This window comes from Actinoplanes sp. NPDC023714 (assembly GCF_040639855.1).
In the GTDB taxonomy this organism is placed as follows: Bacteria; Actinomycetota; Actinomycetes; order Mycobacteriales; family Micromonosporaceae; genus Actinoplanes.
Genome location: NZ_JBFAAR010000005.1, coordinates 476,533 through 502,251 on the forward strand (window position 1 = coordinate 476,533; position 25,719 = coordinate 502,251).

Here is a 25,719-nt window from a genome sequence, read left to right on the forward strand (position 1 = left end):
GCGCCGTCCCGGGCGCTTCTCCACAGCACTGCCTGAACTGAAAACGGATGGGAGCTTCCGCAGCCGGCGGAAGCTCCCATCCGTCGTTGCCGCCGCTCGACCGGATGAGCTAGCCTAACGACCGTTAAGGTTCTAACGATCGTTAAGGGCGGCGATCCCGCCGGGATGCGGAGGAACGAATGGACGCCGACGCGCTCGCGGCGGCTCGCAAGCGGGTGCTGGCCGGCGGCGCCGAGAAGTACCACGCCGCCAACGCCGCCAAGGGCAAGCTGTTCGCCCGGGAGCGCATCGCGCTGCTGGTCGACGAGGGCACCTTCGTCGAGGACGGGCTGTTCGCCAACAGTCTCGCCGACGGGCTGCCCGCCGACGGTGTGATCACCGGATCCGCGCGCATCGACGGCCGGGACGTCTGCGTCATGGCGAACGACTCGACGGTCAAGGCGGGGTCCTGGGGCGCGCGGACGGTCGAGAAGATCGTCCGGATCATCGAGCGGGCCTACCGGGAAAGCGTCCCGATGGTCTACCTGGTCGACTCGGCCGGGGCCCGGATCACCGACCAGGTCGACCTCTTCCCCGGCCGCCGCGGCGCCGGGAAGATCTTCCACACCCAGGTCCGCGCGTCCGGCGCGATCCCGCAGGTCTGCGCGCTGTTCGGGCCGTCCGCGGCCGGCGGGGCGTATATACCGGCCTTCTGTGACGTGGTCGCCATGGTCGAGGGCAACGCGAGCATGTACCTCGGCTCCGACCGGATGGTCGAGATGGTCACCGGGGAGAAGACGACGCTCGAGGCGATGGGCGGCGCCCGGGTGCACTGCACCGAGTCCGGCGTCGGCCACTTCCTCTGCAAGACCGAGCGCGAGGCGCTCGACGTGGTGCGGACCTACCTGTCGTACCTTCCGGCGAACTGGACGCAGCAGCCGCCGGCGGCCTCCGCCGCCGAGCCGGGCAAGGGAGATCTCGCCGCGCTGGTTCCGGCGAGCGAGCGCCAGGCCTTCGACATGCGGAGGTACGTCAAAGCGCTCGTCGACGAGAACTCCTACTTCGAGATCCAGGCGCTCTGGGCCCGCGAGCTGACCGTCGGCTTCGCCCGGCTGAACGGCGAGGTGGTCGGCGTCGTCGGCAACAACTCGATGTTCAAGGGCGGCGTGCTGTTCGTCGACTCGGCCGACAAGGCCACCCGGTTCGTGCAGCTCTGCGACGCCTTCAACGTCCCGCTGCTGTTCCTCTCCGACGTGCCCGGCTTCATGGTCGGCACGGCCGTCGAGAAGCAGGGCATCATCCGGCACGGCGCCAAGATGATCACGGCGATCTCCGAGGCCACGGTGCCGAAGATCTGCGTGGTGGTCCGCAAGGCGTACGGCGCCGGCCTCTACGCGATGGCCGGCCCCGGCTTCGACCCGGACGCCACGATCGCCCTGCCCACCGCGAAGATCGCGGTGATGGGCGCCGAGGCCGCCGTCAACGCGGTCTACGCCAACAAGATCGCGGCGATCGAGGACCCGGAGGAACGGGCCGCCTTCGTCGCCGAACGCCGCGCCGAGTACGAGCGCGACATCGACATCATGCGCCTCGCCAGCGAGCTCGTCGTGGACACCGTGGTCGAGCCGGCCGATCTGCGGGCCGAGCTGATCCGGCGCTACTCCGCGGCCCGGGGCAAGGACCGCACGTTCTCCCGGCGCCGGCACGGCGTCACTCCTGTGTAGAGAGGCAGAGTCAGGTCATGGTCGACTTCCGGCTCGACGACGAGTATGCGGAGCTGCGCGCCAGCGTGCGGGAGTTCGCCCGGGAGCAGGTCGCCCCGGTCATCGCGGCGCACTACGAGAGCGAGACCTTCCCGTACGAAATCGTTCGTCAAATGGGGAAGATGGGACTTTTCGGTCTCCCGTTCGACGAGAAGCACGGCGGCATGGGCGGCGACTACTTCGCGCTCTGCATCGCCCTCGAAGAACTGGCCAGAGTGGACAGCTCGGTCGCGGTCACCCTGGAGGCGGCGGTCTCGCTCGGCGCCATGCCGATCTACCGGTACGGGACGGACGAGCAGAAGGAGCGGTGGCTGCCCCGGCTGGTCACCGGCGAGGCGCTCGCCGGTTTCGGCCTGACCGAGCCGGGCGCCGGGTCCGACGCGGGCGGCACCACCACCCGGGCCGTGCTCGACGAGACCACCGGCGAGTGGGTGATCAACGGGACGAAGGCGTTCATCACGAACTCCGGCACCGACATCACCACGCTGGTCACGGTGATGGCGGTGACCGGCCACAACCCGGACGGCTCGAAGGAGCTCTCCACGATCATCGTCCCGTCCGGCACGCCCGGCTTCACCGTGGCCCCGCCGTACTCGAAGGTCGGCTGGTGCGCCTCGGACACCCACGAGCTGTTCTTCGACGACGTACGGGTGCCGGCCGCCAACCTGCTCGGCGAACGCGGCCGGGGCCTCGCCCAGTTCCTGCGCATCCTCGACGAGGGCCGGATCGCGATCGCGGCGCTGGCGGTGGGCCTGGCCCAGGGCTGCGTCGACGAGTCCGTCGCGTACGCGAAACAGCGCACCGCCTTCGGCCGCGCCATCGGCGACAACCAGGCAGTCCAGTTCCTCATCGCCGACATGGACATGCGAGCCCACGTGGCCCGGCTCGGCTACTACGACGCGGCCGCCCGCATGCTCGCCGGCGAGGACTTCAAACGCCACGCGGCGATCGCGAAGCTGAACGCCAGCAACGCGGCCATGGAGAACAGCCGGTACGCCACCCAGGTGCACGGCGGATACGGCTTCATGAACGAGTCGGCGGTGGGCCGCTTCTACCGGGACGCGAAGATCCTCGAGGTCGGCGAGGGCACGTCGGAGGTGCAGCGGATGTTGATCGCGCGGGGGCTGGGCCTGTAGATCGCCGCCAATTCCGAGCCTGCCCTCCGAGCTCGCCCTCCGAGCCCACCCTCCGAGCCCACCCTCCGAGCCCGCCCTCCCAGGGGGAAGCCCCCGCTGGCCAGTCTGACGAGCAGCGCCGATCTTCACGCTCCGCCCTGTGGACAACGCGCGAATGTGGACAACCGGCACCCCGCCGCACCGCGCGGCGAGCCCCACCCAGATCTCGGCGACTTGTGCCCATCTTTGAACCAGAACTCGCCAAGATCTGGGTGGGAGCGCGTGGACGACGCCCAGGCCGGGCGAGGGCGCGTGGACGACGGCTCAGACCTGGCGAGGGCGCGCGTCTGGGTCAGGCTGCCGGTGCGGCCTGCTCCTCGCTTCCGGCGACCGCGCACGGATTCACCGCGTCGCGGATGGTGCGGAGGGAGCCCAGGAGCTGGTCGAGCTGGGCCGGCGGGAGCAGGCCGACGTACCACTGCTGGACCAGTTCGAGATGGCCGGGGAGCACCTCGTCGAGGCGCTGCATGCCGGCGTCGGTGATGACGGCGTAGGAGCTGCGCCGGTCGCTGGGGCAGGCCTCGCGGCGGACCAGGCCACCGCGCTCCATGCGGTCGACGACGCGGGTGACGCCGCTGGTGGAGAGGGTCGTCTGGCCGGCCAGGTCGGTCATCCGGAGGTGGTTGCCGGGGGTGCGGGCGAGGCGCATGAGCACCTCGAACTCGACCGGGGAGAGCCGGTGCTCGTCGAATTGTGCGGCCAGGCGGTTCATCAGACCCGTGTACGTCTCGGCGAGCAGGCCGATCGCGGTGAGGCGTGGGTCGTCCAGGTCGGTGTTCACACGATCAACAGTAGCAGGCACTTGACAGGAGGAATATTGCTGCGCATATAGTTGCTGTGTCACACAAGCAAACCCGCCCAGTGTTTCGAGAGAAGGAACAGTCATGACCGTCAGCACTCGTGAGTTCGAGGGTCTGCAGATCCCGGCCGCCGGCACCTACGAGCTGGACGCCGCTCACAAGCGGGTCGGCTTTGTGGTGAAGCACCTCATGGTCAGCAAGGTCCGCGGCCAGTTCGCCGAGGCCAGCGCCACCATCGTGGTGGGCGAGAACCCGCTCGACTCCACCGTCACCGCGTCGATCAAGACCGCGAGCGTGGAGACCGGCCAGGTCGACCGCGACAACCACCTGCGCACCGGTGACTTCTTCGAGGCGGAGAAGTACCCGACCATGGAGTTCCGCAGCACCGGCGTGAAGTCGCACGCGGGCGCCGAGTTCGTCCTCGACGGCGAGCTCACGATCAAGGACGTGACCCGTCCGGTCGAGCTGGTCGTGGAGTTCGAGGGCGCCACCACGAGCCCCTACGGGCAGCACCTCTTCGGCTTCAGCGCGCACACCGAGATCGACCGGGAGGACTGGGGCCTGACCTACAACATGGCCCTGGAGACCGGTGGCGTGATGATCGGCAAGAAGGTCAAGATCGAGATCGAGGGCGAGGCCATCCTGCAGCAGCCCGCTGCCTGATCCACGTCTTCTCGACAACGCCGTCCGGGTTCCCGGGCGGCGTTTTCGTTCGCCTGGCGGTCCTCCGTCTGGGATGGCAATGTGTACCGAGCGCAAGTGTTCGTTCACAGAGCGGTGATCGACGTCCGTTTCGTCCGCCTGCCGTCCTGGGAGGGCACCATGGGCAAGGATCTGGTGAACGCCACCTTCTCGCCGCAGGATCGGGTCGCGTTCCGGGGCAAACTTCGCGGCTGCCTCGATGTCCTGGGCAAGATGTTGGATACGTCACCGTTCGATGCGTCGGAGCCCATGACGGGCCTGGAGATCGAGATCAATCTGGTCGACGCGGACGCCGGCCCGAGCATGCGGAATCGGCGGGTGCTGGCCGATCTGAGCGACCCGCGCTTCCAGCCGGAGCTCGGCAGGTTCAACATCGAGTTCAACGTTCCGCCGCGACTCATCGCAGGTCACGGGCTCGGCGACTACGAGAAGGACATTCTGGACGGTCTGCGTGCCGCTGCCGAATGCGCCGTCAAGAACGAGAGCCGGCTCGCGCTGATCGGCATGCTGCCCACCCTGCGGCCGTCCCATCTGGTGTCCGGCAACCTCTCCGTCGGCGAACGCTTCTCCGCCCTGAACAGCGAGATCGTCGCGGCCCGCGGCGACGACTTCCGGATCGACATCGACGGTGTCGAGCGGCTGCGCGTCACCAGCGATTCGATCGCGCCGGAAGCCGCGTGCACGAGCGTCCAGTTCCACCTCCAGGTCTCCCCCGCGGATTTTCCGCGAGCATGGAACGCGAGCCAGGTGATTGCCGCGGTCCAGGTCGCGTTGGGGGCGAATTCCCCCTATCTGTACGGGCGGAGGCTCTGTGCGGAGACCAGGATCCCGTTCTTCGAGCAGGCCACCGACGCCCGCCCGGACGAGTTCAAGGCCCAGGGCGTCCGACCACGTGTCTGGTTCGGGGAACGGTGGATCGACTCGGTCCTCGACCTGTACGACGAGAACGTCCAGTTCTTCCCGCCGCTGCTCCCGGAGATCCACGACGAGGACCCGGCCGAGGTGCTCGCGTCCGGCGGAGTTCCCGGCCTGCACGAACTGCGACTGCACAACGGTACGGTCTACCGCTGGAACCGCCCGGTCTACGACGTCGCCGGCGGCCGGCCCCACCTCCGCGTGGAGAACCGGGTGCTGCCCTCCGGCCCGACCGTCGTCGACCTGGTCGCCAACGCGGCGTTCTACTTCGGCCTGGTCGGCGAGCTGTCGGCGTCCTCGTCCCCGATCTGGGAGCGGCTCGCCTTCGCCGACGCCGACGCGAACTTCCAGGCCGGCGCCCGGGACGGCATCGACGCGGTGATCAGGTGGCCGGGCCTCGGCGAGGTGCCGGTGGTCGACCTCGTCCTGGGCGATCTCCTCGAGAAGGCCCACGCCGGCCTGGACCGCTTCGGCGTCGACCCGGCCCAGCGCGACCGCCTGCTCGGCGTGATCGAGGGCCGGTGCCGTCGCCGCCGCAACGGCGCCACCTGGCAGATCGAGACGGTGTGCGCGGCCGAGCGGCGTGGCCTCGACCGGCCGGCCGCCCTCCGCGAGATGACCGGGCGGTACGTGGAGCTGCAGCGCCACAACGAGCCGGTGCACACCTGGCCGGTCGAGCGCTGACGGCTACTTCCCGGGGTCGGCCGGGTTGATCCGGGCGACAGTGGGGTTGGCCGGAGGAGGGGTGATGGTGGAGCGCGGTTCGGGCTTGTCGTCGCCCTTGCGGGCGGGTGCGCGCTTCGCCGGACTGCGGCTCGGTCGAGCGGCGGCGGCGATCTCCGGGTCGGCGTAGGCGGGCGGTTCATCCTTTTTGGAGGACTCGCCGGCCGGGTCGGCGGAATCGTGCGGGACCGGAGCCGAAGCAGAAGCCGGAGCCGGAGCCGGAGCCGAGATCGAAGCTGAGGGCGAGGGCGACGTCGAAGCCGAAGCCGAGGGCGAGGGCGAGGCAGGCGCGGGGACCGGGACCAGGTCGGGGCGGTTGCGGCGGTTCTGGCGGTTCTGGCCTATCGCCGTGGTCAGGGCGGAACCCGCCAGGCCGGACAGGACGGCGTAGGGGGCGATCAGGTACGCCGACTGGAGCGGGCCCATCGCCTCGGTCAGCTGGGGCGCCAGGATCAGGAAGGAGAAGGCCACGAGCAGCGGCCCCACCGCGCCGGAGATGGCGGTGCCGAGGCCTGTCTCCCCCCGGGACGCGGCCGGCCAGGCGGCGACCATGCCGATCGCGAAGGCGGCGGCCAGGGTCAGGAGGGCGCTCGGCCAGTAGATGCCGCCGTACCGGATCGGGCTCACCGCTGACTCGGCGAACTGCCAGCTGGTCAGGTAGGTGGCGAAGTCCCGGCCGGTGACCAGCTCGGCGATCACCCCGGCGATGGCGAGGGCCCAGAGCCAGAGCGCGGTGCCGATCAGGTTGGCCGCCACCGGACCGGAGGAGACCGCCCAGAACGCGACGACCAGGCCGGCCAGGAGTCCGGCGAGGGCGTAACCGCCCGCCACGAGCTGCGGGGACAGGCTGTCCACCCGTACCGATGAACGCGCCGGAAGCGCGACCAGCGCGACCGAGACCAGCGCGCCGACCGCGGACGCCGCCGCCAGCGCGAACCGCCACAGTGGCCGCCAGCGGCCGGGCGGATCGGGACGGAGGCGACCGGCTATCACCGCGCCGAGGACCGTGGCGCTCGCGGTGATCCAGGTGGCCCAGCCGAGGCTGCCCAGCCAAATGTTCTCGGATCCGGTCGCGGTCACCGGCCACACGAGAACGCCCAGGCCGTAGCCGAGGCCCAGCTGTGCGGCGCCCGCGCCGGCCGCGATTCCGGCCGCCGTGGCGGCCTGCGATGTCCAGCCCTTGTCGGCCATGCGGGGCACTGTACTGGTAGCCGCCGATGTCTGCTAAACGCCTGGCACGGTTGCATTCGGCGGGAAAACCCCACGTGGGCTCAAGATTCGATACTTTGACGCTTGCGACCCGCGCGGCACGACCGAACCGAAGGGACACCGGCGATGGCCGACGAACGCCCCCCGGAACGGGATGAGACCCGTCCGATGGAGCCGGTCGAGCCTGCCCCCGACGCGACGCGGATTCAGCCTTCCGGGGGTCCCCGATCGGATGACCGGGACAACGCGATCTGGACCGGACGCGCCGAGGTCAGGCCTCCGCGGCCGGGCGCCGAGGCCTACGAGAGCGACTGGGCGGACGCCCGCCCGGAGGAGCCGCAGGGCCGCTGGTGGGCGCCGGTCGCCGTGGGGAGCGCCGCGCTGGTGCTGCTGGGCCTGCTCGGGTACGGCATCGCCGTGATCCTGCAGAGCTCCGGTGACGGCACCGAGACGCCCGCGACCACACCGGTGACGGTGACGACCACGACAGCCGCGACGACGCAGCCGACGACCGCGCCGACCACCGCCGCGACCAGCCCGGCGCCGACGCTGAGCACCACGCAGGCGACCACCGAGCCGGTGGACGCCGAGGTCGCGGTGCCGGCGCTGCGCGGGATGCCGGTGGCGGACGCGCAGGCAGCCCTGCAACGGTCCGGCCTGACCTCCCGGGTCATCCGCCGCGAGAGCGACGCCGAGCCGGGCACGGTGATCGACAGTGATCCGCCCGAGGGCAGCGTGGTGACCTCGGATACGCGCATCACCCTGGTCGTCGCGATCGCACCCTCGGACAGCCCGGCGTCCCCGTCGCCGGCTGCCGAGGCCACGTCCTGACGCTTCCCCTCCACACCGATCCTGGACTCCCGTTGCCGCGGGAACCCAGGACCGGGGGAGGTCAGCGGTGGGCGCGCAGCGGACGCGACGGCATCACACCCGGGCGGGCGGCGGGCTGACGCCCGTTCCGAGCCCGCGGATCGGGGGCCTTGCCGACCGGTCGCAGGCCGTTGACCTGCACGAAGATGGATCGGCGTTCGACCGCGTCACCGGAGGAGTTGAGCTCGTAGCCGTCGAGCCAGACCCAACCCTCGTACGTCGGCCAGTCGTGCACCCGGATCACCCGGAACAGCATCGGTGATGCGAATTGGACACTCGCCGCTTTCGTCACGTGGATGACATCACCGGACCGAGGAAGAACCACGTCATCTCCTGCCCTGAGACTCGTGTGGGGTGGACTCTTGTGACAGATGCACCAGTGTGCCTGTCTGGTACACCTTTGCAACTCTTCGATGACATATACCCATCGAAGAAGGTTGCGGAACGTCACCATCGCCGATCCTGCCACCCACGTCAGGCGCGGGAGTCCGAAATGGACTTCCAGTGGCTCGGCGCCCCGTATCGGACGTCGTTTTGCTGTGTTTTGCCGGACTTGACCGGTCTGCTCAAGAACGTTGAGTAGTGCCAGCCATACGGAAAGATTGCACCACCAGTTCCGTCGATGCAAGTTGCATGTACGCCTTCCGTGATCCTCCGTGATCATCGAACCGGCGTTGAAGATCGACTCTGGATCGAGCCGCGGTGGCCGTCCGGAATGCTGCCGCGTCAACGCACCGAACGGCAAGTGCCGACCTGCAATAACCGCCATTTCGGACATAAAACTTCTATCGCCACAATGCGCCTCGCATGCGTAGAGAATGGCGAAACGCAACGCTCTGACCAGCGGAAATGTGGAGGTCTTGATCAAATTAATGGGGCGGCAAGCGGCAATGGCCCCATTTGATCCGCCCGATGGGAGGACGGCGACCTGTAATCGGCCGACCGGCCCACGTCCGGACGGCGAAAGCGTTCGTTACTGATTCAGGACGATCCAATCGATCTCTGGGCAGTGCTCGATGGCGGAGTGACCAGGATCCGGCGATCCGCCCACCAACAAGATCGAGATGCGTGCGAAGGAGCCATTGTGGAATTCGCGACGAAGGGTCTCCTGGTCGACCTGGACCAGGCGGAGTGGCACAAGAGCACCCGAAGTGGACCGGACAGCGAGAACTGCGTCGAGGTGGCGTTCGTCGGTGAGGCGATCGCGGTCCGCGACTCCAAGAACCCGGCCGGTCCGGCATTGATCTTCACGACCGCGGAATGGGACGCGTTCGTCGGCGGCGCCAAGGACGGCGAGTTCGATCTCTGAGCCTCCGGCACGGCCGGCTCGCCCGGGCCGGCCGTAGTCATTTGCCCGATTTTCCCGTCGCTGGGCGGGAGTCGCCTCGTTGATTGCCGTAAGCGCGGACCGGACCGCGCTACGGCGGCACAACCGAACGAGGCAAGGCAGATAAATGACTATTGGCTCCGAGAACCTCACCAACGGTTCGTCGACAGCGCAGGACCGGTTCAGCGGTGGCGTGAGCGCGTACCGGCAGAACCGCCGGGACGCGGCCCTGACGTCGGACGGCGACGGCGAACTGCTGTCCCGCACCAGCTCCGGCCTGCCGACCCGGTCGCCGGGCCGGTCGCACAGCATCGAGCCGACCAGCGCGCTCGACCGCGCGGCCAAGCTCCCGTCGCTCGACCTGAACGGGCTGACCGAGCCGGTCTTCTCGACCAGCTGGTCGGACTCGACGAGCCAGTCGATGGCGGATCACCCGCTGCTGCGCGGCCTGCTCCTCGAGCTTCCGGCGCGCGGGACGCTGCCGCCGTCGGACTGGCTGGACCGCTGGTTCGAGGCGGCACGCTCCATTCTGGAGCTGCTCTACGTGCAAGAGGCGAAGAAGCAGTGACACCCCGGCCGGCCGGCAGTGCTGCCTCCACGGGAGAGAGACAGCACTGACGACCGGCCGGACGGCCTCACGAGTTCTATGAGAAAGGCCTCAGCGGACGCCCGCGGTGAGGCGGGCCCGACCCGGGGTGCGGGAGCCGAGCGGCGCCATCACGAGCGGGGCGAGGCGGCTGTGCCGCAGGCCGGCGCGGATGCCGATCGCCACGACGGCGACCGCGACGACGCTGATGGCGACACCGGCGACGGCCGAGGTGCCCCCCGCAGGCACCTCGACGAGACGCGCGGCGATCGGCACACCGACGAGCGCGGCCAGGCCGGTGATCTGCAGCGGCGCGGTCACCAGCGGATGCGCGGCGGCGGCACGCAGGGCGGGCGGGACCGGCGCGAGCGGCGCGGTCGCGAACGCTCCCGCGCCGCGCCGCACCCAGGAGAGACGGCGCAGGGTCGCGGTCAGGACGATCAGACCGGGTACGGCGGGAAGCAGCGCGGCCGTGGGAGCCGGCGAGACGCCCGGGATGAGCCCGGTGACCACGGGCACCGCGACGAGCACGGCGGCGCCGGCGCCCACGAGCGCGGTGAGAAGGATGGCCCGCCGGCGCAGCTCGCGAGCCGTGCCGGCGGTGGGCAGCCCGTCGACGAGCAGTCCGGCGGTGAGCCAGACGGCGGCGAGGGTGCCGATCAGGATGAGGTCCACAACGGTGTCCACATCGACAGCGTTCACCGATTCGTCCGACATCGAAACCGGGATATGCCCCCAAGACCTACCCGTAGGGGGTCAAGGTGTCGGGTGCCCGACCGTAAATGATCAGACAGCGAAGCCGTGCACCGGCGTGCTCGCGGGCGCCGGCGGGGTCGCCTTCCAGAGGCCGAGCTTCTGCGCGAAGAGCCGGCTCAGGTATTTCGGGTTCAGGATGATGTAGCGCTTCCAGAGCCGCTTCGGCTCCAGGCCGAGACGCCACAGCCACTCGAGCGCGTACTTCTGCATCCACGCGGGCGGGTTCTTCAGCAGGCCGGCGTGGTAGTCGAAGGCGGCGCCGACCGCCAGCAGCGGCATGTCGAGCAGCGGCCGCATGGCGTAGGTGAACAGCTCCTGGCGCGGGCACCCGAGGCCGACCAGGGTGATCCGGGCGCCGGAGGCCTTGATCCGCTCGGCGATCTCGAGCTCCTCGCCGGGCAGCGCGGCGCGGAACTTCGACGCCTCGACACCGGCGATCTTCAGAGCCGGGAACATCCCCAGCAGCGCCGGGACGAGCTTGTCCAGGACCGGCTGGGTCGACCCGTACAGATAGACGGGCAATCCCTCGGCGGCGGCCTGCTCGACCACCTTGAGGGTCAGCGACGGCCCGTAGACCCGGTCGGTCAGGCCGGCGCCGTGCAGCAGGTTCAGCGCCCAGCGCACCGGCTGCCCGTCCGGGGTGACCAGGTCGAAGGAGTTCAGCCGGGCGTTGTGGGCCGGGTCCTCGACGCCGGTCATCACGCCGTGGACGGCGAGTGCCGTGACCGCGAACGGGCGGTGCTCACGGGCCGCTTCGATGATCTGCGCGGTGGCCGTCGCATAGTCGGTGACGTCGACGAGCACCCCGAGGACGTTGCGCTTCCCACGAACAGCGGTGACGGCCACGACCAACACTCCAGCCCTGAAGTCGAACAGTGGCGGCGAGCATAGCGCCCGGCGCCTTCTTCACCCGAACGAGCCGACACACCCCTAGGGGAACGGCGAGACAACCTCCTGTGTCCTACGGCACGCTTGGAGACGTACGGAAGGAGGTTTTGATCTTGAAAAGCGAAGAAGCCCTGGTCTGCGATCTCCGCAAACACAGGGCTCCTGCGACTCGTGGGGATGGGGGGAGTTGAACCCCCACGTCCTTTCGGACACACGGACCTGAACCGTGCGCGTCTGCCATTCCGCCACATCCCCATGTGACTTGCCTTCAAGATCATATAGGAACGATCTCGTCGGCCGGAAACCGGCTCGTTGAGCCTGCTTCTTGTTACTGGCTGCGACAGACTACGCTGTCGCACGTCACTAAGCGAATTTGATATCGCCTCGCGACGCAGGAAACATTAGCACGGCGTCGAGGGGCGTCATACGAGGGTCAGAAGTGCCGGCTGCTCTTGGGCTACGGATGCGCAAGCGGTCGCCGGATACCATCATGTCCTCGGAACCCGAGGAGGAGCCGGTGAGCGTGCTGCAGCGCTTTGAGAAGCGATTGGAAGGCCTTGTCGAGGGGGCCTTCGCGAAGGTCTTCAAGGGTGTCGTGCACCCTGTGGAGATCCTGAATGCCATGCAGCGGGAGGCCGAGGCACACAAGGCCATCCTGGCCGGTGGCCGCACTCTCGTGCCCAACCGCTACGTGATCGACCTGTCGCCCTACGACCACAGTCGCCTGGCGCCGTACGCGGCCGCGCTGGCCCAGGAGCTGGCCCAGTCGCAGGCCGAGTTCATCGGCGAGCAGGCCTGGACGGTCTACGGCGACGTGATCGTCGAGATCGAGCGCGGCGACGGCCTGGACACGGGCATGTTCCGCGTGACCGCGGAGGTCTACACCGGCGGCGAGGTCGCCCCGGTGCAGCAGCCCGCGTACGACGCCGGCCCGCAGTACTCGCCCTACGACCAGCAGGGTGGCTACCCGCCGCACGGCGGCCACGGCGGCCCGCGCAGCGTCGGCCTGGTCTCCGGTGACGGGCGCACCTACCCGCTCCAGATGGGCTCGACCGTGATCGGCCGCGGCGACCAGGCGAACCTGCGCCTGCCCGACGTCGGCATCTCGCGGCGGCACGCCCGGCTCGACTACGACGGCAACCAGGTCGTGCTCACCGACCTCGGGTCGACGAACGGCACGATGGTGAACGGCCAGCGTGTCTCGGCCGTCGCCCTGAACCCGGGCGACATGATCCAGCTCGGGACGACCACGCTCACCTTCCGAGTGGACGGCTAGCGACTTGCCCGAATTCGTCCTCACCGTCGCCCGCTTCGGGTTCCTCGTCCTTCTGTGGATCTTTGTTTTCACAGTGGTCGGGGTGATCCGGCGGGACCTCTTCTCCGGCGCCCGGACCAAGAGCATCGTCGCCAGCCCTCGGGGGGTGGGTGGCGCGGTGCTCCCGGGCCGGCCGGCAAAGGTGAAACGCGGTAAGGCGGCGCGGCAGCTGGTCGTGACCGCCGGCCAGCTGGCCGGCACCAGGATCACGCTCGGTGAGGCTCCGATCACGATCGGGCGGGCCGAGGATTCGACGCTCGTCATCACCGACGACTTCGCGTCCGCACGGCATGCCCGGTTGGTTCCCCGCGATGGCCAGTGGTTCGTCGAGGACCTCGGCTCGACCAACGGCACCTATCTAGATCGCGGTAAGGTCTCCGGACCTACTCCAGTCCCCCTTGGCGTCCCGATTCGCATCGGACGCACTTCACTCGAGTTACGGCCATGACCCTGACCCTGCGCTATGCCGCTCAGAGCGACCGCGGTCTGATCCGAGACCTGAACCAGGACTCCGTCTACGCCGGGCCGCGACTTCTCGCTGTCGCCGACGGCATGGGCGGCATGGCCGCCGGTGACGTGGCGTCCAACATCGTCATCGCCGCGATGGCGCCACTCGACGACGACGTCCCCGGGGACGCCATGGTCGACGCGCTGCGGCACGCCGTCGGCACTGCCAACCAGCAGCTGCGCGACACCGTCGACGCCAACCCTCAGCTCGAGGGCATGGGCACCACGCTGACCGCCGTCCTCTTCTCGGGCAGCAAGTTCGGCATGGTGCACATCGGGGACTCCCGGGCCTACCTTCTGCGAGGGGGTGAGTTCTCGCAGATCACCAAGGACGACACGTACGTCCAGATGCTCGTCGACGAGGGCCGCGTCAGCCCGGAGGAGGCCAGCAGCCACCCGCAGCGCTCCCTGCTCACCAGGGCGCTGGACGGCCGCGACATCGACCCCGAGTACTCGGTCCGCCAGGTGCTCAAGGGCGACCGCTACCTGATCTGCAGCGACGGCCTCTCCGGTGTCGTCAGCGCGGAGACCATCGGCCAGACCATGCGGGAGATCCCGGACCCGAAGGCCTGCGTCGAGCGGCTCGTGCAGCTCGCGCTGCGCGGCGGCGGCCCGGACAACATCACCGTGGTGATCGCGGACGCGACCGACGCCGACATCATGGAGCAGGCGCCGATCGTCGGCGGTGCTGCCTCGCTCGACCGGGGCAACAACACGGTGGCGGACAGCTCCACCTCGGCGGCCCGTGCCGCGGCCCTCAAGCCGCCGCGCCCGGCCCAGCCGGAGCCGACCGTGAACGGGTACGAACCGGAGCCCGCGGGCCACCCGGTGCGGACCACGCTCATGGTCCTGCTGCTGCTCGGCGTGCTCGGCGGCGGCCTCTGGGCCGGCTGGCAGTACACCCAGGACCAGTACTACGTCGGCGCGACCGAGCAGGGCCAGATCGCCATATTCCGTGGCGTGCCCGGCCAGGTGGCCGGCCTGGACCTCTCCTCGGTGAGCGAGACCAGCGAGGTCCGGCTCGACGACCTCACGCCGGTCGCCCAGGAGCGGGTCAAGGAGGGCATCCACGCGGGCAACCGGGACGAGGCCCGGACCACGCTCACGTCGCTGACCACGGACGATCTGAAGCCGGTCTGCGTCATCGCGAGCACCGCGCCGACGCCGGCGACCTCGGTGACGCCGTCGGTGGCGGCCACCGCCGTGCCCGGCCCGTCGGCCGCCCCCTCGCAACCGTCCGAAAGCGTTCCGGCGACCGTCGACACGGTCGGCTGCCGGACCGTCAACTGAAGTCCGGCCTACACGTCTGGGGATCTTTCTTTGACCGCGCCCGCCGTACCGGCTCCGCCGCCCGCCTCCACGGGTGAGATGTCGCGTATCCCGACGGGATGGAAGACACGCCGCAACGCCGAGCTCGGGTTGCTGGCGTTCGCCATGGCGATCGTCGCCGTGTACGGCGCGACCGTCGAGGCGCACCAGTTCGACGAGATCCGGATGACCTCCTGGATCCCGGCCGCGCTGGTCGGCATCCTCTTCCTCGGACTGCACGTGGTGGTCCGCTACACCGCTCCGTTCGCCGACCCGGTGCTGCTGCCCGCCGTCGCGCTGATCAACGGCATCGGGGTGGGCTTCCTGCGCCGCCTCGACCTGGCCCGGGCCATCGCGCAGAAGCAGCCGGAGCCGGGCATCTTCGCCGGCACCGGCGGCCGCCAGCTGGCCTGGACGCTCGCCTCGCTGATCCTCGCGGCGATCCTGCTGCTGGTGATCCGGGACCACAAGATCGTCTCGCGGTACGCGTACACGCTGGGCCTGGTCGGCATCGTGCTCGTGATGATCCCGGCGGTGCTGCCGAGCAGCATCTCCGAGGTCAACGGCGCGAAGCTGTGGATCCGGTTCGGCTCGTTCTCGATCCAGCCCGGTGAGTTCGCCAAGATCGCGCTGGTCTCGTTCTTCGCGTACTACCTGGTCCGCAAGCGGGAGGTGCTGTCGCTGGCGTCCCGCCGGTTCCTCGGCATCGACTTCCCGCGCGGCCGCGACCTCGGCCCGGTCGTCACGGTCTGGCTGCTGAGCCTCCTGGTCCTGGTCTTCGAGAAGGACCTCGGCACCGCGCTGCTGTACTTCGGCCTGTTCGTGGTGACCCTCTACGTCGCCACCGAGCGGGCCAGCTGGCTGATCATCGGTCTGCTGCTCTTCTTCGGCGGCGTCTACGTGGCATACCTGCTGGGCGCCTCGATCGGCGGGCCGTTCGCCAACTTCTACGACCGTGCCGAGGTCTGGCTCGACCCGTTCGAGCTGGAGAACTACGAGCGGGTCGGCGGCAGCTACCAGCTCGTCCAGGGCCTGCTCGCGCTCGGCTCGGGCGGCCTGTTCGGCAGCGGGCCGGGCGCCGGATCGCCGGGCTTCGTCCCCGAGGTGCGCACCGACTTCATCTTCGCCGGCCTCGGTGAGGAGGTCGGCCTCTTCGGGCTGGCCGCGCTGCTGGTGACGTACCTGCTGATCGTCGAGCGCGGCCTGCGCGCCGCCCTGGCGGTCCGGGACTCGTTCGGCAAGCTGGTCGCCGGCGGCCTCGCCTTCACGCTGGGCCTGCAGGTCTTCGTCATCCTCGGCGGCATCACCGGCCTGATCCCGCTGACCGGTCAGACCACCCCGTTCCTCTCCGCAGGTGGCTCCTCGCTCATGGCGAACTGGTTGCTGATCGCCATGCTCTTGCGGATCTCGGACGCCGCCCGGCAGCCCCAGGCCGGGGCCGGACCGGAACGAGCCGGTCCGAAGAAAGCACCCGTACAGCTGCACGGCGCCATGACGGAGGTGATCAAGCCGTGAACGCACCGCTCCGCCGCGCCGGCGTGGTCATCATCGTCCTGTTCGGCCTGATCTTCGCGAACCTCAACTGGGTCCAGGTCTACAAGGCCGACGACTACCGCACCCACGACTTCAACCGGCGGGTCACCGTCGCCGAGTACGAAACGCCCCGCGGCGTCATCGAGGCCGGCGGCACCGCGCTCGCCCAGAACAAGGAGACCGACGACGAGCTGAAGTACCTGCGCGTCTACCCCGAGGGGAAGGTCTACGCGCCGGTGCTCGGCTACAAGCCGGTGGGTCTCGGCGCGACCGGCATCGAGGCCAGCGAGAACGACTTCCTCTCCGGCGCCAGCGACAAGCTCTTCGCGGACCGGCTCAGCAACATGTTCACCGGCGACAACGCCGGCGGTGGCAACGTGGTGCTGTCGCTGAACACCAAGGCGCAAGAGGCCGCCTGGAAGCAGATGACCAACAACCAGCGCGGGGTCGCGAAGGGTGCGGCGGTCGCGATCGACCCGAGCACCGGCGCGATCCAGGCGATGGTCTCGATGCCGAGCTACGACCCGAACCCGCTGGTCGACCACGACACCGAGAAGGCGCAGAAGGCGTACAAGGCGCTCGAGAGCGACGAGGACGACCCGCTGATCAACCGCACGGTCGGCGCGACGCTGCCGCCCGGCTCGGTGTTCAAGGTGATCGTCTCGGCGGCGGCGCTGCAGAACGGCTACAAGACCACCAGCGAGATCGAGGCGGGCAGCTCCTACCAGGAGGGCGGCGCGACGATCCGCAACTCCGAGGAGGAGGTCTGCCCCGGTTCCCGGGTCACCCTCAAGGAGGCGCTGACCGAGAGCTGCAACACCGGTTTCGCGCGGCTCGGCGTCGAACTGGGCGCCGACAAGGTCAAGGAGACGGCGAAGGCGTTCGGCTTCGAGGACGAGGGCCTCAAGGTCGGCGAGCTGGACAACGACTCCGGCCTCACGGTCGCGGCCAGCCGGACCGGTGAGATCGCGAACCCGGACGGCAGCACCGACACCGCGGCCCTGGCCCAGTCCTCGCTCGGCCAGCGCGACGTCCGGATGACCCCGCTGCAGGGCGCGCTGATGGCCGCCACGGTGGCGAACGGCGGCCGGCAGATGCGGCCGTACCTGGTGCAGAAGCTCCTCGGCCCGGACCGCCGCACGATCTACACGGCCGAGCCGGAGAAGCTGCGCGACCCGATCAACTCGGACGTCGCCGACGACCTGCGGGACATGATGGTCAGCGTCGTCGAGAACGGCACCGGCAAACGGGCGCAGATCAGCGGCTTCACGGTCGGCGGCAAGACCGGCACCGCGCAGAACGCCGAGGGCGCCAACCCGCACGGCTGGTTCATCGGGTTCGCCTTCGACGACAGCGGCAAGGCGGTCTCGGCCGTGTGCGTCATGCTGGAGAACGTGCCCGGTGGACACGCGAGCGCCGAGGCGGCCCGGATCGCCGGGCTCATCATGAAGGCCGCGGCGGGCCGGGGAGGGGACTGACATGATCCGCCCGGGGGTCACGCTGGGTGGGCGGTACCGCTTGGACGAGCGGATCGCCGGCGGCGGCATGGGCGACGTCTGGCGCGGCACCGACGAGGTGCTGGGCCGTACCGTCGCCGTCAAGATCCTGCTGCCCGCCCTGCTGGACGAGCCGGGCTTCGCCGAGCGGTTCCGCGGTGAGGCGCGGACCATGGCCACGATCAACCACCCGGGCGTCGTGGACGTCTACGACTACGGCAGTGACCAGCAGCTCGCGTTCCTGGTCATGGAGTACGTGGAGGGTGACGCCCTCTCCCGGACGCTGAGCCGGGTGGGCCGGTTGACGCCGGCCCGGACGATGGCGCTCGTGGCGCAGGCCGCCGACGCGTTGCAGGCAGCGCACGCGAACGGCATCGTCCACCGCGACGTCAAACCCGGAAACCTTCTGGTACGCCCCAACGGCACGCTGGTCCTCACCGACTTCGGCATCGCGCGCTCGGCGCTGGTCGGGCAGCTGACAGTGGCCGGCGCGGTGCTCGGCACGGCGTCGTACATCTCGCCCGAGCAGGCCGCCGGCGACGTCGCCACCCCGGCCTCCGACGTGTACGCGCTGGGCGTCGTGGCCTACCAGTGCCTCTCCGGCCACCGCCCGTTCGACGGCGCGACGCCGATCGAGATCGCGATGAAGCACGTCCGGGAGACGCCCCGCCCGCTGCCCGGCGACATCCCGCCGGCGGTCCGCGCCATCGTGGACCGCGCCATGGACAAGGACCCGTCGAGCCGCTGGCCGAGCGCCGCCGCGATGGCCTCGGTGGCCCGCCAGGCCGCCGCGTCGCTGACCACCGGGATCGTGCAGCCGCCGATCTCCTCGCCGCCGCATTCCGCCCCGCCGCACTCGGCCCCTCCTCATTCCGCACCGCACTCCGGGCCGCCCCACTCGGGCCAGGCCCGTCCGCAGTCCGGCGCGGCGGCGCGTGCCTCGGTGCCGCGGCCGGTGTCCGGGTCGGGCGCGCGGGGCGCCGCCTCGGTGCCGACCTCCCCGCCGCCGCAGATGCAACCGCCGTACCGCCAGCCGGCGCCGGCGCCGCAGCCTCCGCCCTATCGGCCCCAGTCGGGGCCGCCGGCGTACTCACCCCCCGTGTCTCCGGGCGCCAAGCCGGAGAACACTTTCGGGCGCCAGGTCCTGATCGTTCTGGCCGTGGTGCTCGCCCTTCTCGTTCTCCTCTGCGCCGGGGTCATCTCTTTCCTATTACGAGATGGCAACGGCAGCAGCGCCGTAGGCAGCACGCTGGGCTATCAGAGCAGCTCTGCGGCTATCCTCCGCTCGGGCGTGGTTGCTGACCCAGTGTCGGTGGCGTCGTACCGTCTTATGAAGGCCGATGCCCAGCTCGGCCGGATCCGACTGAACGAAGGACGACAGACGTTATGACGGCGCAGGCCCGCCTGCTCGGTGGCAGGTATCAGGTCGGCGAGCTGCTCGGCTACGGCGGCATGGCGGAGGTGCACCGCGGGCGCGACCTGCGCCTCGGCCGGGACGTCGCCATCAAGATGCTGCGCAGCGACCTGGCCCGGGACGCCACGTTCCAGGAGCGGTTCCGGCGTGAGGCACAGAACTCGGCAGCTCTGAACCACCCGGCGATCGTCGCCGTCTACGACACGGGCGAGGAGACCTCCGCCACCGGCGAGCGGCTCCCGTTCATCGTGATGGAGTTCGTGAACGGCCGCACCCTCAAGGAGGTGCTCGCCCAGGAGCAGCGCCTCCAGCCACGGCGCGCCCTCGAGATCATCGCGGACATCTGCGCGGCGCTGGAGTTCAGCCACCGGCACGGGATCATTCACCGGGACATCAAGCCCGGCAACGTGATGATCACGCAGAACGGCCAGGTCAAGGTGATGGACTTCGGCATCGCCCGGGCGCTCGCGAGCGGCGCCACGACGATGACGCAGACCAGCGCCGTGATCGGTACGGCGCAATATCTGTCGCCCGAGCAGGCGCGCGGCGAGTCCGTCGACGCCCGCTCCGATGTGTACGCGGCCGGCTGTGTCCTCTTCGAGCTGATCGTCGGGCACCCGCCGTTCGTCGGCGACAGCCCGGTGAGCGTGGCCTACCAGCACGTCCGGGAAGACCCGCGGCCGCCGAGCTCGATCGTCCGGGACCTTCCGCCGGACATCGACGCGATCACGCTGAAGGCGCTCGCCAAGAACCCGCTGAACCGTTACCAGTCGGCCCAGGAGATGCGCGCCGACGCGCTGCGCGCCGTCTCCGGCCGCCCGGTCATGGCCACCCCGGTGATGAGCCAGGCCGAGACCGTCGCGATGGGCCCGCAGCAGCAGTGGCAGCCGCAGGCCGCCACCACGATGCAGCGGCCGATCCCGGCGTCGGTGGCCCAGCAGCGCCCGCCGGAGAACAAGTCGAACTGGGTGATGGCGACGCTGGCCGGCCTCGCCGTGCTCGTCGTCATCGTCCTCGGCGTCGCGCTCGCGATGAGCCGCGACCGGGACAACACCGACGACACGCCCACGGTCGCCACGGTCACCATGCCGAACCTCGAAGGCATGACCGAGGAGCAGGCCCGTGCCGAGCTCGATCAGCTCGGGCTCAACAACCGGGTGGCGCAGAAGCCGACCGTCGACAAGGAGTGCACCGGCACCGTCGAGAAGCAGGACCCGGCGGCGCAGTCCCAGATCGAGGTCACCGCGCAGGTCAGCTACCAGCTCTGCAACGCGCCCGAAGAGGTCGAGGTGCCGACCGGGCTGGTCGGCGGCACGTCCAGCGCGGCCGAGGCGGCGCTCGTGGCGAAGGGCTTCACGCCGGTGATCCGCGAGGTCGCCAGCGCCCAGCCCAAGGGCGAGGTCCTCAAGGTGGAGAGCGCCGGCAAGAAGGTCGAGCCGGGCACCGAGATCACGGTGACGGTCTCGGACAACAGCCAGGTCGTGGTCCCCGACGTGAAGGGCCTGTCGCAGGAGGTCGCGCAGGACCGGCTCGAGCAGGCCGGCCTGAACTTCAGCATCCAGACGATCCAGGCCGAGGGCAACCCGGGTGACGTCGCGAAGCAGAGCGTCGCGCCGGACAAGAAGGTCGACAAGGGTACGACGATCACGCTGAGCATCGTCGGTGAGCCGGTCGAGGAGTCGCCGAGCCCCGAGCCGTCGACCGGGGAGACTCCCCCGGAAGAGGACGACGGCAGCGGTGGCGGCACCGGCCTGAACTAGCGGAAAGGCCCGGGGATCTCCCCGGGCCTTTCTCATGCGGTCGCGAAGGCGGATCTGCGGCGGGTCTCCACCTCGGCGGCGAGGGCCGGCGCCTTCTCCACGGCCGACGTGAGGCCGCAGGAGGCGAGCCAGTTCGCCAGCATGGTGTGGCCGCCCTCGGTGAGCACCGACTCCGGGTGGAACTGCACGCCCTCGATCGGCAGCTCGCGGTGCCGCATCGCCATGACCACGCCGGACTCGGTACGCCCGGTCACCTCGATCTCGTCAGGCAGCGTCTCCGGCAGGACCGCGAGGGAGTGGTAGCGGGTCGCCGTGAACGGGTCGGGCAGGCCCGCGAGCACGCCCGTACCCGCGTGGTGGACCTGCGAGGTCTTGCCGTGCAGCAGCTCCGGCGCCCGGGTCACGGTGGCGCCGAACGCCGCGCCGATCGCCTGGTGGCCGAGGCAGACGCCGAACATCGGGATCTTCCCGGCGTACGCCTTGATGACGTCCATCATGATCCCGGCGCGCTCCGGCGAGCCCGGTCCGGGCGAGAGCAGCAGGCCGGCCGCGCCGAAGCCGCCCACCTCGTCGACCGAGATCTCGTCGTTGCGGCGGACCTCGCACTCCGCGCCCAGCTGGCCGAGGTACTGCACCAGGTTGAAGACGAACGAGTCGTAGTTGTCTATGACAAGGATGCGCAACTCATCACCTGCTGGCGGTCTCGCTGGGGTGGGGGTCGTTGGAGTGGGTGCTGTAGGGCAGCTCTTCGGGCGCGTCCTCGTCGCCGGCGCCGCCGTCGTCACCGGGGATCACCGTCTCGGCGTCCTGGCCGGTGCCGGACTCGACCTGCACGTCGTCGAAGGGCAGCAGCGGCGTCGCCCACGGGAAGATCACGTACCAGAGCAGCGCGCCGGTGGCCGCGACCAGTCCCAGCGAGATGGACAGCTTGCTCCAGACGGCACCCGGGAGCTTGCGCCAGATCCAGGCGTACATCGTCTCAGGAGGCCTTCATCTCGGCCGGCATGCCGGCGTCGGGCTTGCTCGGGTCGCGCGGGACCGTGCTGACCAGTTCGGCGTGCACGATGAGCCGCTCGTAGTTGTTGAACTTCGGGTTGCACGTGGTGAGGGTGAGCAGCGCCTTCGTCGGCTTCGCCCTGGGCTTGCCGGGCACCGGCGCGACGACCTCGACCTGATGCGGGCGGACGATCTCGGACTTGTAGACGTGGTAGACGTACCAGCTGTCGCGGGTCTCGACGCCGATGACGTCGCCGTCGTTCATCTCGTCCAGCCGCCAGAAGATCTTCTTGATCCGGTGGCCGGCGACCGAGAAGTTGCCGATCTCGCCGGGCATGGCGGTGTCCGGGTAGTGGCCGGGCGCGTACTTGATGTCGTCCGGCTCGACGCCGTTGACGACCACCCACTCCTTGTCGAACTTCGGGATGTAGAGGCGGCCGACGAGGCTGTCACCGGGCGCGGCGGGCGCCGCCGCGTTGGTGGCGGTCGGCGCGACGGTCGGGTCGTTCCACGCCTGGTCCAGCTCCTGCGCGAGGGTGTCCTGCTCGGACTGCACCTTCGCCGAGTTGCCGAAGACCTGGTAGCCCGCGAACAACAGCACGACCAGACCGAAAGTGATCATCACTTCACCGGACGTGCGGATGCCGGTGCGAATCCGCGAGCCGACGCTCGGGCGGGTCAGCTCGGAGTAGACGCTCTTGTATCCCTCGCCGGTCTGCTCCGGACGGAGCTTGACCACCCGCTCGCCGCGTTTCGGCCTGTCGGCGTCGTCGTCGCCGGGGGTTCCGGCGTCGTCCGGGCCCGCGGGCCGGACGGCCGGGGTGGCGCTCACCGTGGCGGCGCCGACGGTGGCGTCGGGTCCGGCCGCCTCGCGGGCGGCCTGCGCCGCCGCGCCCGGCGGCAGCACGGTGAGTTTGCCGGGAAGGGGGGCGCCTGCCGGGAGGGTGGGCAGCATGCCGGTGGGGGCGTCGATCGTACGGATGACCGTCGTGACACTCGGGTCACGAGTGGGCCCGACCGCGCCGTTCGCGGCCCAGGCCGGCTTGTCCCCACCAGCAGCGGCCGCACCAGCCGCGCCGACCGCGCCGAACGTCGAGGTGGCGTCGGCGGCCGCCGGTCCGGGGACCGCCGTGTTCGGGACGGCCTGGGTCGGGCTCTGCACGGGCGGGACGGCCTGGGTCGGGCTCTGCACGGGCGGGACGGCCTGGGTCGGGCTCTGCGCGCCGGGCGGGAAAGCCTGGCCCGCGGGCTGTGTGGCAGGCGGGAAAGCGTGCGCCGGAGGCTGCGCGACCGGTGGGACGGCCGGGACCGCTGGGCTCGCGATGGCCGGCGTCAGGACCGTGGGGGCCTGGGCGGCGGGCGCGGCCGGGCTGTGCGGCGTCGGGAGGCCCTGGGAGGCCGGGCTCTGCGGGGTCGCAGACGGGTTCCAGCCGGCGGCGGCCTGGGTCTCGCTGACCGATTCTGCACGGCGGCGGCGGCCCACGCGGGTGTTCGGCGCGGCGGCCGGCGACTGCGGGGCGGGCGACTGCGCGACTGAGGGCTGCGCGACTGAGGACTGCGCGGCGGCGGACTGCGCGGCGGCGGACTGCGCGGCGGCGGACTGCGCGGCCGGGGAAGCGGGTGCTGCCGACCATCCGGTGGTGGGCTCGCCGGGCGTGGCGGGCCAGCCGGTGGTGGCGTCGCCGCGGGACTGCGGATGCGGAGTGGCACCTGCGGTGCTGATCTGGGCTGTGGCGGCCGGATCGGTCCAGCCGGGGGCCTGGGTCGTCTGCGGCTTCTGCGGCACCCAGGAAGGCTGCTCAGCGGGCCGCGTACCGGGCATCGGCCTGGAACCGGGGAACGGGGCGGCCAGCTGGTCCATGCCCGAGGACGACACGCCGGAAGACGACACACCCGGAGAGACGGCGCCGCCGGAGGGCTGAGAGCCACCCCGGGAAGGTGGGGTGGCCGCCGGCGGGATGGGGGCGGTCGGGCCCTCTCCCGGGATGCGGGCCGGCGAGACCGGCGGGTGCTCGGTGCTTCCGCGTACGGAAGAAGGCTCGTCGAAGAAGTCGAACGGCTCGGACGGCTTCGCCTGCGGCTGGAGGGCGCGGCGACGCGCGGCCGCAGCCGCGGCACTCACCTCGGCATCCGAAGCGGCCCGATCCGAAGCGGCCCGATCCGAAGCGGCCCGATCAGGAGCGGCCCGATCCGAAACGGCCCGATCAGGAGTCGCCTGATCCGGAGGGGACTGCTCGGGCGAGGGGCGGCCGGCGGGGCGGCCGTTGAGACCGCCCAGACCGACCGGGGGCGCCAGCGGACCGCCGGGCACGCCGTCGTCCGAAGCGTCCGAAATGCGAGGGATGTAGGCCGTGTGGCCGTCGTTGTCCGGGGCGCGGTGCCGACTCACTGGGCAGCCTGCGCCGATCGGAGGTCGGTCGAACCGTCGTACGCCCGCACTGTCACGTTTTTCTCCACCTTTTCCGTGTAACCGAGCCCGAAGTCGGCGACGGCCTCGCGGAACTGCCTGACTCCCTCTGCCGAGTCCAACGCACGACTCATGGCTGTGGGTTCGCCAATCGCCGTGATCTTGAACGGTGGCGAGAAGACCTGGCCGTGAAGGAGCAGCGTATTGCCGACACAGCGTACCGCGCTCGTGGAGATGACGCGGACATCCATGATCGTCATAGCCTCCGCTCCACCGGCCCAGAGGGCGTTCACGACGGCCTGGACGTCACCCTGATGGACCACGAGATCGTCGTTGTCCGGCGCGTTCTCGGCGAAGTCGGAGCCGCGCCGCGGGGAGTCGTTGAGCGTCACGGTCAGGCCCGGCCCGCGCAGCCCGGTGAAGCCGGCCGGCTCCCGGATCGCGTCGGCGTTCTCCCGGGCGGTCTTCACCGGCTGGTCGACCTCGGCGAGCCGGGCGGTCTCCTGGTCGACCTCGGCGAGCAGATCGGCGGCCCGCTCCTCGCTCGCCGCGAGCCGGTCCCGCTTCTCCGCGATCAGCTGGGCCAGCTGGGGCCGCCGGTCGTCGCGCAGGGCCGTGCCGTCGGCGGTCGTCGCCGACGTGGTGAAGAGCAGACCCGCCGCCAGGGCGATCAGCGGGACCCCCGCCGACCAGATTGATTTCTTGTGGTCGCGACGGGGCCTCAGGCCGCGCGCGGCACGCCGCAGCACGAGCCGCCAGGAGGCCCCACCAGCACCGTCACGGGCATTTTCGCGCCCGTCGATGCCGTCGCCGCCCGCCGAAAACACCACCCCAGTCCCCCTGTCGAACCCGACTCCAGGTATTTTCCTCGCCCGGCGGGTGCCTGTCCGAGCGCCGCCTTGACTACGCTAGCTGTCGAACAGTATTCGCCACGGGCAGCATTCGGGGCTTCCGGAGCCGGCCCAGCGGTGGGTTGTTCACCACTTGTTGCCCTCAGGAGAGCACCGTGCCGAAGTCTCAGGTTCGCAAGAAGAAGGTCTACACCCCGCCGTCGGACATCCGGCCGGCGGTGGCGGGGGAGTCCAAGAAGCCGAGTCCCGCGTGGATTCCGTTCACCGCGGTCGCCCTGATCGTCATCGGCATCGCGTGGCTGGTGATCTACTACCTGTCGTCGCAGCAGTGGCCGGTCGAGAGCTGGCGCTACTGGAACCTCGCGGTGGGCTTCGGCTGCATGGTCGCCTCGCTGGGCCTCCTCTCCCGCTGGCGTTAGGTTTCACACTCCGCTTCCTG

24 protein-coding genes and 1 tRNA gene are annotated in these 25,719 nt (G+C 70.2%); 15 read left to right on the plus strand and 10 right to left on the minus strand.

Annotation, left to right across the window (positions count from 1 at the left end; all coding sequences use genetic code 11):
- Nucleotides 1-179 precede the first annotated feature (179 nt).
- Both AB0G10_RS24960 and AB0G10_RS24965 read left to right on the plus strand, forming a co-directional pair.
- The gene (locus tag AB0G10_RS24960; RefSeq protein WP_360926143.1) at nucleotides 180-1,703 is read left to right on the plus strand and encodes an acyl-CoA carboxylase subunit beta; all 1,524 of its coding nucleotides are present in this window, start codon (nucleotides 180-182) and stop codon (nucleotides 1,701-1,703) included.
- A gap of 17 nt (nucleotides 1,704-1,720) precedes the next feature.
- Nucleotides 1,721-2,878: an acyl-CoA dehydrogenase family protein gene (locus tag AB0G10_RS24965; protein WP_360926146.1), complete on the plus strand. Its 1,158-nt coding sequence runs from the start codon at nucleotides 1,721-1,723 to the stop codon at nucleotides 2,876-2,878.
- A 331-nt stretch (nucleotides 2,879-3,209) separates the two neighbouring features.
- Here the strand turns inward: AB0G10_RS24965 and AB0G10_RS24970 are convergent, their stop codons facing one another.
- Nucleotides 3,210-3,698: a MarR family transcriptional regulator gene (locus AB0G10_RS24970; RefSeq protein WP_360926149.1), complete on the minus strand. Its 489-nt coding sequence runs from the start codon at nucleotides 3,696-3,698 to the stop codon at nucleotides 3,210-3,212.
- 103 nt (nucleotides 3,699-3,801) lie between these two features.
- Here AB0G10_RS24970 and AB0G10_RS24975 point away from each other — a divergent pair, with 103 nt between their 5' ends.
- Both AB0G10_RS24975 and AB0G10_RS24980 read left to right on the plus strand, forming a co-directional pair.
- The gene (locus AB0G10_RS24975) at nucleotides 3,802-4,380 is read left to right on the plus strand and encodes a YceI family protein (RefSeq protein WP_360926152.1); all 579 of its coding nucleotides are present in this window, start codon (nucleotides 3,802-3,804) and stop codon (nucleotides 4,378-4,380) included.
- Between the two features lie 159 nt (nucleotides 4,381-4,539).
- Nucleotides 4,540-6,018 carry a glutamate--cysteine ligase gene (locus AB0G10_RS24980; RefSeq protein WP_360926479.1) on the plus strand — a complete coding sequence of 493 codons (1,479 nt, stop codon included), beginning with the start codon at nucleotides 4,540-4,542 and terminating at the stop codon, nucleotides 6,016-6,018.
- Nucleotides 6,019-6,021: 3 nt separating this feature from the next.
- Here AB0G10_RS24980 and AB0G10_RS24985 read toward each other — a convergent pair whose 3' ends face one another.
- Nucleotides 6,022-7,248: a Hansenula MRAKII killer toxin-resistant protein 1 gene (locus tag AB0G10_RS24985; protein ID WP_360926155.1), complete on the minus strand. Its 1,227-nt coding sequence runs from the start codon at nucleotides 7,246-7,248 to the stop codon at nucleotides 6,022-6,024.
- 144 nt (nucleotides 7,249-7,392) lie between these two features.
- Between AB0G10_RS24985 and AB0G10_RS24990 the strand changes: the two genes are divergently transcribed.
- Nucleotides 7,393-8,097 carry a PASTA domain-containing protein gene (locus AB0G10_RS24990; RefSeq protein ID WP_360926157.1) on the plus strand — a complete coding sequence of 235 codons (705 nt, stop codon included), beginning with the start codon at nucleotides 7,393-7,395 and terminating at the stop codon, nucleotides 8,095-8,097.
- Between the two features lie 61 nt (nucleotides 8,098-8,158).
- Here AB0G10_RS24990 and AB0G10_RS24995 read toward each other — a convergent pair whose 3' ends face one another.
- Complete coding sequence (locus AB0G10_RS24995) at nucleotides 8,159-8,461, minus strand: hypothetical protein (RefSeq protein ID WP_360926159.1); 303 nt, start codon at nucleotides 8,459-8,461, stop codon at nucleotides 8,159-8,161.
- Between the two features lie 759 nt (nucleotides 8,462-9,220).
- Here AB0G10_RS24995 and AB0G10_RS25000 point away from each other — a divergent pair.
- Together AB0G10_RS25000 and AB0G10_RS25005 are read left to right on the plus strand one after the other, a co-directional pair.
- Nucleotides 9,221-9,445 carry a DUF397 domain-containing protein gene (locus AB0G10_RS25000; protein ID WP_360926162.1) on the plus strand — a complete coding sequence of 75 codons (225 nt, stop codon included), beginning with the start codon at nucleotides 9,221-9,223 and terminating at the stop codon, nucleotides 9,443-9,445.
- Between the two features lie 145 nt (nucleotides 9,446-9,590).
- Entirely contained in the window at nucleotides 9,591-10,031 is a 441-nt protein-coding gene (locus tag AB0G10_RS25005) for a hypothetical protein (protein WP_360926165.1), read from the plus strand.
- A 90-nt stretch (nucleotides 10,032-10,121) separates the two neighbouring features.
- On the opposite strand, the gene AB0G10_RS25010 is transcribed toward AB0G10_RS25005, so the two are convergent.
- The 3 genes from AB0G10_RS25010 to AB0G10_RS25020 all read right to left on the minus strand — a co-directional run bounded on the left by AB0G10_RS25010 (nucleotide 10,122) and on the right by AB0G10_RS25020 (nucleotide 11,948).
- The gene (locus tag AB0G10_RS25010) at nucleotides 10,122-10,766 is read right to left on the minus strand and encodes a hypothetical protein (RefSeq protein WP_360926167.1); all 645 of its coding nucleotides are present in this window, start codon (nucleotides 10,764-10,766) and stop codon (nucleotides 10,122-10,124) included.
- 69 nt (nucleotides 10,767-10,835) lie between these two features.
- Nucleotides 10,836-11,657 (minus strand): WecB/TagA/CpsF family glycosyltransferase, encoded by an 822-nt coding sequence (locus AB0G10_RS25015; protein ID WP_360926481.1) that lies wholly within the window; start codon nucleotides 11,655-11,657, stop codon nucleotides 10,836-10,838.
- Nucleotides 11,658-11,865: 208 nt separating this feature from the next.
- Nucleotides 11,866-11,948: transfer RNA gene (locus AB0G10_RS25020), tRNA-Leu, on the minus strand.
- Nucleotides 11,949-12,183: 235 nt separating this feature from the next.
- Between AB0G10_RS25020 and AB0G10_RS25025 the strand changes: the two genes are divergently transcribed.
- The 7 genes from AB0G10_RS25025 (at nucleotide 12,184) to pknB (ending at nucleotide 21,026) form a co-directional block, all read left to right on the plus strand.
- The gene (locus tag AB0G10_RS25025; protein ID WP_014440161.1) at nucleotides 12,184-12,969 is read left to right on the plus strand and encodes a DUF3662 and FHA domain-containing protein; all 786 of its coding nucleotides are present in this window, start codon (nucleotides 12,184-12,186) and stop codon (nucleotides 12,967-12,969) included.
- A gap of 4 nt (nucleotides 12,970-12,973) precedes the next feature.
- Nucleotides 12,974-13,456: an FHA domain-containing protein gene (locus tag AB0G10_RS25030; protein WP_360845922.1), complete on the plus strand. Its 483-nt coding sequence runs from the start codon at nucleotides 12,974-12,976 to the stop codon at nucleotides 13,454-13,456.
- Nucleotides 13,453-14,805: a PP2C family serine/threonine-protein phosphatase gene (locus AB0G10_RS25035; RefSeq protein ID WP_360926170.1), complete on the plus strand. Its 1,353-nt coding sequence runs from the start codon at nucleotides 13,453-13,455 to the stop codon at nucleotides 14,803-14,805. The genes AB0G10_RS25030 and AB0G10_RS25035 overlap by 4 nt, the downstream gene beginning before the upstream one ends.
- A gap of 78 nt (nucleotides 14,806-14,883) precedes the next feature.
- Complete coding sequence (locus AB0G10_RS25040; RefSeq protein ID WP_360926172.1) at nucleotides 14,884-16,338, plus strand: FtsW/RodA/SpoVE family cell cycle protein; 1,455 nt, start codon at nucleotides 14,884-14,886, stop codon at nucleotides 16,336-16,338.
- Entirely contained in the window at nucleotides 16,335-17,834 is a 1,500-nt protein-coding gene (locus tag AB0G10_RS25045; protein ID WP_360926175.1) for a penicillin-binding protein 2, read from the plus strand. The genes AB0G10_RS25040 and AB0G10_RS25045 overlap by 4 nt, the downstream gene beginning before the upstream one ends.
- A 1-nt stretch (nucleotide 17,835) precedes the next feature.
- Complete coding sequence (locus AB0G10_RS25050) at nucleotides 17,836-19,242, plus strand: protein kinase (protein WP_360926178.1); 1,407 nt, start codon at nucleotides 17,836-17,838, stop codon at nucleotides 19,240-19,242.
- Nucleotides 19,239-21,026 (plus strand): Stk1 family PASTA domain-containing Ser/Thr kinase, encoded by a 1,788-nt coding sequence (pknB, locus tag AB0G10_RS25055; RefSeq protein WP_360926181.1) that lies wholly within the window; start codon nucleotides 19,239-19,241, stop codon nucleotides 21,024-21,026. Before AB0G10_RS25050 ends, pknB begins: the two co-directional genes overlap by 4 nt.
- Nucleotides 21,027-21,058: 32 nt before the next feature.
- Here pknB and AB0G10_RS25060 read toward each other — a convergent pair whose 3' ends face one another.
- From AB0G10_RS25060 to AB0G10_RS25075, 4 genes are all read right to left on the minus strand, one after another.
- Nucleotides 21,059-21,709, minus strand: a complete 651-nt coding sequence (locus AB0G10_RS25060; protein WP_360926184.1) for an aminodeoxychorismate/anthranilate synthase component II — start codon at nucleotides 21,707-21,709, stop codon at nucleotides 21,059-21,061.
- A 4-nt stretch (nucleotides 21,710-21,713) separates the two neighbouring features.
- Nucleotides 21,714-22,001, minus strand: coding sequence for a hypothetical protein (locus AB0G10_RS25065; RefSeq protein ID WP_360926187.1), 288 nt, complete (start codon nucleotides 21,999-22,001; stop codon nucleotides 21,714-21,716).
- A 4-nt stretch (nucleotides 22,002-22,005) separates the two neighbouring features.
- Nucleotides 22,006-24,144, minus strand: coding sequence for a class E sortase (locus tag AB0G10_RS25070; RefSeq protein WP_360926190.1), 2,139 nt, complete (start codon nucleotides 24,142-24,144; stop codon nucleotides 22,006-22,008).
- Between the two features lie 263 nt (nucleotides 24,145-24,407).
- Nucleotides 24,408-25,178, minus strand: coding sequence for a DUF881 domain-containing protein (locus tag AB0G10_RS25075; protein ID WP_360926484.1), 771 nt, complete (start codon nucleotides 25,176-25,178; stop codon nucleotides 24,408-24,410).
- A gap of 257 nt (nucleotides 25,179-25,435) precedes the next feature.
- On the opposite strand from AB0G10_RS25075, the gene AB0G10_RS25080 reads away from it, so the two are divergent.
- Complete coding sequence (locus AB0G10_RS25080; protein WP_360926193.1) at nucleotides 25,436-25,699, plus strand: cell division protein CrgA; 264 nt, start codon at nucleotides 25,436-25,438, stop codon at nucleotides 25,697-25,699.
- Nucleotides 25,700-25,719: the final 20 nt, after the last annotated feature.

Coding starts and splice junctions, on each gene's coding strand:
- AB0G10_RS25010 (WP_360926167.1), bottom strand. CDS start 10,766: ATGTCGGACGAATCGGTGAACGCTGTCGATGTGGACACCGTTGTGGAC.
- AB0G10_RS25035 (WP_360926170.1), top strand. CDS start 13,453: ATGACCCTGACCCTGCGCTATGCCGCTCAGAGCGACCGCGGTCTGATC.
- AB0G10_RS25065 (WP_360926187.1), bottom strand. CDS start 22,001: ATGTACGCCTGGATCTGGCGCAAGCTCCCGGGTGCCGTCTGGAGCAAG.
- AB0G10_RS24980 (WP_360926479.1), top strand. CDS start 4,540: ATGGGCAAGGATCTGGTGAACGCCACCTTCTCGCCGCAGGATCGGGTC.
- AB0G10_RS24960 (WP_360926143.1), top strand. CDS start 180: ATGGACGCCGACGCGCTCGCGGCGGCTCGCAAGCGGGTGCTGGCCGGC.
- AB0G10_RS25040 (WP_360926172.1), top strand. CDS start 14,884: ATGTCGCGTATCCCGACGGGATGGAAGACACGCCGCAACGCCGAGCTC.
- AB0G10_RS24990 (WP_360926157.1), top strand. CDS start 7,393: ATGGCCGACGAACGCCCCCCGGAACGGGATGAGACCCGTCCGATGGAG.
- AB0G10_RS25025 (WP_014440161.1), top strand. CDS start 12,184: ATGTCCTCGGAACCCGAGGAGGAGCCGGTGAGCGTGCTGCAGCGCTTT.
- AB0G10_RS25005 (WP_360926165.1), top strand. CDS start 9,591: ATGACTATTGGCTCCGAGAACCTCACCAACGGTTCGTCGACAGCGCAG.
- AB0G10_RS25050 (WP_360926178.1), top strand. CDS start 17,836: ATGATCCGCCCGGGGGTCACGCTGGGTGGGCGGTACCGCTTGGACGAG.
- AB0G10_RS24975 (WP_360926152.1), top strand. CDS start 3,802: ATGACCGTCAGCACTCGTGAGTTCGAGGGTCTGCAGATCCCGGCCGCC.
- pknB (WP_360926181.1), top strand. CDS start 19,239: ATGACGGCGCAGGCCCGCCTGCTCGGTGGCAGGTATCAGGTCGGCGAG.
- AB0G10_RS24965 (WP_360926146.1), top strand. CDS start 1,721: ATGGTCGACTTCCGGCTCGACGACGAGTATGCGGAGCTGCGCGCCAGC.
- AB0G10_RS24985 (WP_360926155.1), bottom strand. CDS start 7,248: ATGGCCGACAAGGGCTGGACATCGCAGGCCGCCACGGCGGCCGGAATC.